At 68.9% G+C, this 6727-nt stretch carries 8 protein-coding genes; 4 read left to right on the forward strand and 4 right to left on the reverse strand.

Going from position 1 to position 6727, the window contains the following annotated elements; genetic code table 11:
* The 4 genes from ACTHL9_RS05235 to ACTHL9_RS05250 all read right to left on the reverse strand — a co-directional run.
* Positions 1-924 (reverse strand): NAD-dependent epimerase/dehydratase family protein (locus ACTHL9_RS05235; RefSeq protein WP_440517790.1); only part of this gene is annotated, 924 nt, incomplete at its 3' end.
* A complete protein-coding gene (locus tag ACTHL9_RS05240) occupies positions 921-3569 on the reverse strand; it encodes an alpha/beta fold hydrolase (protein WP_440517791.1) in 2649 nt (882 codons plus the stop codon). The genes ACTHL9_RS05240 and ACTHL9_RS05235, both read right to left, overlap by 4 nt.
* Positions 3563-4615 (reverse strand): 3-oxoacyl-ACP synthase III, encoded by a 1053-nt coding sequence (locus ACTHL9_RS05245; RefSeq protein ID WP_440517792.1) that lies wholly within the window; start codon positions 4613-4615, stop codon positions 3563-3565. The genes ACTHL9_RS05240 and ACTHL9_RS05245 overlap by 7 nt, the downstream gene beginning before the upstream one ends.
* Positions 4616-4682: 67 nt before the next feature.
* Positions 4683-4988: a hypothetical protein gene (locus ACTHL9_RS05250; protein ID WP_440517793.1), complete on the reverse strand. Its 306-nt coding sequence runs from the start codon at positions 4986-4988 to the stop codon at positions 4683-4685.
* Positions 4989-5137: 149 nt separating this feature from the next.
* Here ACTHL9_RS05250 and ACTHL9_RS05255 point away from each other — a divergent pair, with 149 nt between their 5' ends.
* The 4 genes from ACTHL9_RS05255 (at position 5138) to ACTHL9_RS05270 (ending at position 6538) form a co-directional block, all read left to right on the forward strand.
* Positions 5138-5332 (forward strand): hypothetical protein, encoded by a 195-nt coding sequence (locus ACTHL9_RS05255; RefSeq protein WP_440517794.1) that lies wholly within the window; start codon positions 5138-5140, stop codon positions 5330-5332.
* Positions 5333-5488: 156 nt separating this feature from the next.
* Complete coding sequence (locus tag ACTHL9_RS05260) at positions 5489-5704, forward strand: hypothetical protein (RefSeq protein ID WP_440517795.1); 216 nt, start codon at positions 5489-5491, stop codon at positions 5702-5704.
* Between the two features lie 6 nt (positions 5705-5710).
* The gene (locus tag ACTHL9_RS05265) at positions 5711-6130 is read left to right on the forward strand and encodes a hypothetical protein (protein ID WP_440517796.1); all 420 of its coding nucleotides are present in this window, start codon (positions 5711-5713) and stop codon (positions 6128-6130) included.
* A 171-nt stretch (positions 6131-6301) separates the two neighbouring features.
* Entirely contained in the window at positions 6302-6538 is a 237-nt protein-coding gene (locus ACTHL9_RS05270) for a hypothetical protein (protein WP_440517797.1), read from the forward strand.
* Positions 6539-6727: the final 189 nt, after the last annotated feature.

Genomic DNA, 6727 nt, shown 5'->3' on the forward strand with positions numbered 1-6727 from the left:
GGAGACCCCCGGTGTCCAGTCGAGGAGTTCGCGGGTCTCGCGCTGGTCGTACCAGTGCGCGGTAGAGAGCTGCTCGGCGAGGAACCTTGTCATCGGCGGCTCCTCTTTGCGCCCGGCCCAGGTCCAAAGCTTCTCCACGACCGAGCCCGCGGCGCGCGCCACCCCGCCCGGAACAGACCATGAGGGGGCGGGGGCGCCGCCGGCAGCGCAGATGCCCGCCAGCAGCTCGCCGATCGGGCGGGGCTCGCCGTTGGTCACCACAAGGGCCTTGCCATGGATGTGCTCCATGCGGTGCAGAGCGGCCGCGATGGCGGAGGCAGCGTTGTCCACGTAGGTGGTGTCGATGAGGGCCGCACCCGCGTCGAGCAGGGGCAAGCGCCCGTGCTTGGCACGCTGCAGGACTCGTTCCACGAGCTGGGTGTCGCCTGGGCCCCACACGATGTGCGGACGGATCGCCGCGACACGGAATCCGGGCTCGTCCGCCGCCAGCGCGAGCAGCTCCGCCTCCGCCTTGGTGCGGGAGTAGTCGCCGTGGGCTCGCTGCGGGTCGGCCGGCTCCGCGCCCAGCCCCGCGATGGCAGCGCCGGAGTTGGCGGCGGACGGGGAGGAAACGAACACGAAGTCCCGCACGCCGGCGTCCCGCGCGGCGTGGAGCAGACGCTGCGTCCCTTCGACGTTCACCTCGTGGAACTCGGCGGCGTGGCCTGTGAAGGAGACCTTCGCGGCCAAGTGGATGACTCCTTCTGCCCCCTGCACCGCCGCCCGGATCGCACCCTCATCGGTGACGGACCCGCGGAAGTCTGCAGCGCCGTCGACCCCTGACGGCCGGCGCTGGAAGGTCGTCACGTTGTGGCCTTGGCCCACAAGGAACTCGGCGACCTCCCGCCCCAGCAATCCGCTCGCGCCAGTGACGAGGACCCTCATGGCTGTCCCGCGCGGCCGCCGGCCAGGACCCGCGAAGCCCAGCGGGCCAAGCGGGTCCTGTCGATCTTCGCGTTGTGCCGGATGTCGGTCGGCTGTGCGGGGACCACGAGCACCGCGGAGACCTCTACGCCAGCCTCGAGGGCCGCCGAGCGGACGCGCGCCGCGAGGTCGGGAGCAGCTGGTCCCGCCGCGCGCGCGGGGGGCAGAGTCTCGACGACGGCGACAACGGCTTGCGTCCCGACCGGCCCCACTCCGGCGATGGCGGCCAACCGGACGTTCTCCAGGCGTTCAATGGCCTGTTCGGCGCCCACGGGCGTCACGACAGCACCGGGCGCCGTCACGACATGGGCGAGACGACCCTCCACCCAGAGTCGTCCGGCCGCATCGAAGTGCCCCACGTCGCCCGTGCGGTGCCATCCGGGCAGATCGGCGCTCTCCCGCTGGGTCAGCCAGAGCCTGTCGTAGGCCTCCTTGACGTGGGGGGCGTTGACCAGAATCTCCCCGGTCACGCCCGCCGCCTTCGTGGGTTCCGACCCGGGTGCGGTGCCGTCCGGCGCCAAGGGGATGACGGCGACGCGTGCGCCGTGCACGGGCCACCCCACGCACACGCCGTTGCCCGCCCCCTCCACGGTGCCGGCGGCAGCTTCGGCCTCGGCGGCCTGAATCTGCTCGAGGCTGACGTCGGTCACCGGCAGCGCCTCCGTCATTCCGTACGGGGTGTGCAGGGAGGCCCGTGGCAGCAGACGCTGGACCTCCACCAGAAGGGGTTCCGGCACGGGCGCCCCGGCCGAGAGCAGTAGTTGGACCCGTTGCAGGGCGTGATGCCCTGCCTCCCCCAGTCCATCGCGGGTGGCGACGACGTTGCGCAGCGCGGCCGGCGAGGCGAAGACCGCGGTCGCGTCGATCGCCGCCGCGGCGTCCGCGAGCGCGCGAGCGGTCAGGGTCCGCGGTGCCGTGACGTCCATTGCCGGCGTCACCGAGACCGCCCCGAGGGCGGGCCCCAGCAAGGCGAACGGCGCGAAGCCAGCGACCAGGCGGGCGCCGGGACCGATCCCAAAGGTCGTGGCCACGGTGTCGCGCATCGCGGCCAACCGCTCGTGGGTATACAGCACGCCCTTTGCAGGACCGGTGGAACCGGAGGTGAACAGCACGGCGGCCGCGGCAGTGGGGTCCACCTCTGGCATCTGCCCCGAATCCCACCCGGCCCCGGACTTCGAGAGCGCCGCGAGGGAGGTTTCAACGCCCAAGAGCCGCCGAGAAGCTTCCGGGAGATCCCCGACGCTGATCCGCCGCCCCGGCCAGCCGAGCATCCGGGCCGCCGCCAGAGCCTTCTCGATTCCTACGATGAAATCGGCTGTTGCCCCCTTGACGGCGCGGCTCAAGCCTTTGGTTCCCAGTCCGGCGTCGGCCACTACCACCACCGCGCCGAGGCGAAGGCAGGCGTAGAGGGCAACGGTCAGGTCGACCCCGGGCGGAACCATCAGACTCACGCGTGTGCCCTTGCCAACCCCGAGGTCCCGCAGCCCGGCCGCGAGGTCCAGGATGTTCCGTTCCAGCTGCCGCCAGCTGAGCGAGCGGGCGGGGGCGCCGTCCGGGGCCATTTCAGTGACCGCGGTGTCTTCACCGAACGGCCCTGCCGCCTGCTCGGCGAGCAGGGACCACAGGGGCCGGAATTCCCGCGACTCAGTCGAGGTGCCCGTCCCCGCGCCGCTAGGACCGGGGTGCGCGGCCAGCCACTGGAAGACCGGCGTCTCAATGTCTCGGTCCTCGGCCACGAGGTGTCCCGCGCCCTCGAAGCGATGCACGTCCGCGTGCGGAAGCCGGCCGATGAGGTCCTTGAGATATCGGTCGGAGAAGATCGGGTCCCGCGGACCCCAGAGCATCAGCGCCGGCACCTTCAGCCCGCGCAATCCTTCGGCGACGTGATCGAGCGCCGCGAAGCTCGGATGGGAAGGGTCCACCGGGATATCGGCTACGAAATTCCCCACACCGCCCCGGCGCCGGGCCCCGCGGTAGGGGGCCAGGTACGCCTTACGGACATCGGCCGGCAGCGGCGGCCTCGCCAAGGCGAGGGTCACCCTCACAAAGGCGTCCGACGTCGTCGTACCCCAGCCATGCACGGCAGGATGCAGGGCAAGGCGCAGGGCAGGCGGGATGCCGGCCGTCGCGGGCTGGTGGACAGCGGTGTTGGTCAGCACGACGCCGGCGAGGAGCTCTGGGTGCGCCAAGGCCCAGCCCAGGCTGATTGCCCCGCCCCAGTCGTGGCCCACCGTAAACACCGAACCCTCCAGGCCCAGTTCGTCGGTCAGATCGCCCAGGTCGTTGATCCGGTCCGCTAGCCGGCGGAACGTGCCGGTGCGCTCGGAGTAGCCCATGTCCAGCTGGTCCATGGCCACGACGCGCCACGGATGCTCTGGGTCAGATCCGGCCTTCAACAGCGAGCGCCACAGGTACGACCACGTGGGGTTGCCATGGACGCACAGGAGCGTTCCCCGCGGCGTCAGACCCCGGCGGGAGAGCTGGGCGGCGTTGTCCAAGACGTGCCAGCGGCGCGCTCTTCCAGGGGCGTCGACGGCCGATGTGGATTTGACGAGGAGTGTCCGGGACCATTCAGGGTCGAGCCCCGGCCACGCGCTGGCTACCAAACGATTTCCACCATGCCCGTGTTGAGGCCGGAGCCAACGCCCATGCAGAGGACCCGGTCGCCCGAGGTGAGCGATTGGGCCTCAGCCGCCAGCGTCATGGGGAGCGAGGCGGGCCCCACGTTGCCCCAGTAGGGGAAGGTGATCGGGACCCTGGTCGGATCCAGATCGATGGCTTTGATGATCGCCTGAGTATGGGCGTTGCTGACCTGATGCGTGACATACCGGTCCATCGTGGCCCAATCCCACTCCGGCTGGGCTTCGTGCCAGGCCTCCACCACGAGCTGCAGGCCGCCGTCGAGCAGGCCCTTCGCATCGGTGACCATGCCGTCGACTCCTCCCACACACAGTTCGTGATGCTCGGTGCCGGCACGCATCACGCCTCCGACAAGCCGATGTCCGCCGGGGTGCGCGTCCGCTGGGCCCAGGACTGCGGCGGCGGCGCCGGATCCGAGGGTGAGCGTCGCAAACTCCCGGGTGAAGTCCTCACGTGTGGTCTCCGGCCGCTGGAGTCGGGCCAGCGTGGCCTCTTGGGTGGCCCGGGCGTCCTCGCCGTTGACGATCACGGCGTACTTGATCTGACCGGAGTCGATCATGGTAGCGGCCAGGATCAGGCCGTTCACGAAGCCGAGACACGCGTTGGCCAGATCGAAATTCATGGCCGACGACGTCAGCCCCAGTCGGTGGTGGATCTTCACCGCCACGGACGGTTCCAGGTTGCGCCGCGTGACCGAGGTGTTGATCAGCAGTCCGACGTCGGTCGCCTCGACGCCCGCCTCGGCCATCGCCTTCGCGCCGGCCTCGATCGCCGCGTCATCGAACGACGTCCCCGCGTCCCACCACCGTCGGTGCGTGATGCCGGCGACTCGCTCCAGCAAACGGGGCGGGAACTTGAGCCGTTTGAGCGTGGACGCCAACCTCTGGTCGAAGTCCCAGGAACTCACGATCCTCGGAGCCTCGACACTGCTCACCGATAGCAGCGCGGTGTTGGTGTGCCGGAAGGTCGCGTTCCCTGCCAAGTGGAGCCCCTGTTCGTTGCCGTGCCGCATTCCTGCGGAGACTTTACCCAGAAGTACGCGAGTCAAAGAGCCGAACCGTCGAATAGCGGTCTGCAGCCTACGCCGAACGCCCTAGCCACGCCGGCTCGATGACTCGGCGTTTCACGTGGGTCGCCTCCACCCAGAACTCGCGCGCTCCCCTGTAGTAGGCGATGGTCCACAGCACCTGAACCAAGACGAAATGCTCAGTCCAAGCCTTCGCGAAGCCCTTCTCCGTACGCTCGGGCCGGCCGTCGTCGAAGGTCAAGCGCACCCATACCGGCAACGCCTTGTGTGCGTGGGTGATTGGCTCGCGATCAATATCCTCGGGTGGCACCACAATCGGGTCTGGCTCCGCCTCGCCCTGCTGGTTCAGTCCGCTCACAGGAGGAGGATGGCAGCACCCACCGACACGGGAAAGACTTGGCGTTGCCCCGGCCATCCGAGGGGCACAACTGAGAGTTGCCACCCCACAAGAGCAGGAAGCATGCTCTTCTCATGGCGGGGTTCGATGTTTTCGTGAAGGCGTCCGGCGTGGCACAGCCACTGTGCCTGGCGCAGGTGAGTGCAGAAACCGCAAGGGAGGGCATCGAAATGGCCAGCGAGGTCATCAACAGCTACAGCGAAGACAATCCTGGCGTCGCCTTGGACTGGGCCGAACTGCGGGGGCCCTCGAACGGATCGGTGTTCGCGGCCTGGCGACTCGGCGAGAGGGGTGCTGGGGTGTAGCCACCTGCTGAGCTCCTGTCCGGTTCAAGGTTCCCAATCGGTGCCGAACGCGGCGTGTTTCGGCCCTTCCACCGAGTCGCCCTCGAAGAACCGGACAGGAGCGCGATTCAGTCCCCGCCCCTGCCGCTTTCTCAGGTCATGCCGCACGATGGACCCATGGGGACTTTCAACATCTTCGTGAAAGAGCACGGCGAACCGGACGAGACCTGTGAGGAGATCTTCGAGGCCGCCGATTGGCAATCCGCCGAGCAGCGGACCGCGCAGTGGGTCAGCGAGCGCCGGCGCGCGAATCCGGCTTTCGAATGGGCCGAGCTTCGCTCCGAGGAGAACGGCGAGCACCGAACCGCCCATTGGGGACCGGAACACAAGTAGCCGATCATGGCCGCAGATTCGCACAGCGCGCTCACCGGACTCGGTGCCCGCGTCCATCTTTTCGTCGCGCCGGAGCACCGCGGTGCCTTCACCGTCCTTTTCCGGGACGTCCTCGCGTGCGAGGCGATCGAGCGCGATTTCGGGCTGCCATTCCCGATTCTCCTCGTGAAGTTCCCCGACGGGAGTGCCTTCAGCGTGGAATTCTCTGATGTCGCACCGTCAGGGCCGAGTGGCGAGCTCACTGACGCGACGGCGTTCCGCGGAGCCTGGATCGAGTTCCGCACGGCCGATGTGCCCGGAGCCCAGGAGCGGCTGCGCGAGGCGGGGGTCCCGGAATTCACGCACCCCGGCAGCCCGCACGCCTATTTCTCAGCGCCGGGAGGCCAGATCTTCCGGCTTCTGGACGTGGGTTATCAAGGACCGTAAGGCTCGAAGAAATTTCCCTCAATCCCCAAGCAAACTCACAGAACCCCTCCCCAATCTCACCATTCTGGCGGACAATAAGGGGCAGCACCAGATCTCGAGCAGCGAGGATCTCTGCGCACCAGAGCAATAGGTCCCACATCGTCCGGCTAGGGACAGAACAGGCGGCAATCCATGCGCCCCCGCGCGAAGCTTCCCACCCGAGTAACAGTCCGAGGCCATTCGACGCTTGCGCCGTTGCGGCTCTCCGATGACCATCAGTCCTACCCGCCTCCCACGGACCAGCAGGAGCCTACGTCCCTGCGGATGCGTCAGCGGCTCCTGGGAGACCTCAGAGAGGCTGGACTCAGCGATCGGGAGGCCCGCGCCGAGGCGGCACGCCTCCTGGCCGGCGACGTCTGGAGCGGCTAGCCCAGCGCGCCCCGACAGCCACCCGACCGCAGCAGACCACCGCCGTCGACCGCTCGCATGGGGGGGTGAGCGGTCGAACGCGGTGGTCGGCGGCTGTCGGGGCGCCCTGGGCAAGCCGCTCCAGACGTCGCCCGCCATGAGGCGTGGCGCCTCGGCGCGGGCCTCCCCGTCGCAGAGTCCACCCACTCT

Origin of the sequence: Sinomonas sp., from assembly GCF_051955515.1 — a bacterium.
Lineage (GTDB): Bacteria > Actinomycetota > Actinomycetes > Actinomycetales > Micrococcaceae > Sinomonas.

What these genes read in the sequence shown, in the direction of transcription:
- ACTHL9_RS05245 (WP_440517792.1), bottom strand. Translation starts at nt 4,615, where the DNA reads ATGCGGCACGGCAACGAACAGGGGCTCCACTTGGCAGGGAACGCGACC.
- ACTHL9_RS05260 (WP_440517795.1), top strand. Translation starts at nt 5,489, where the DNA reads ATGGGGACTTTCAACATCTTCGTGAAAGAGCACGGCGAACCGGACGAG.
- ACTHL9_RS05265 (WP_440517796.1), top strand. Translation starts at nt 5,711, where the DNA reads ATGGCCGCAGATTCGCACAGCGCGCTCACCGGACTCGGTGCCCGCGTC.
- ACTHL9_RS05270 (WP_440517797.1), top strand. Translation starts at nt 6,302, where the DNA reads ATGCGCCCCCGCGCGAAGCTTCCCACCCGAGTAACAGTCCGAGGCCAT.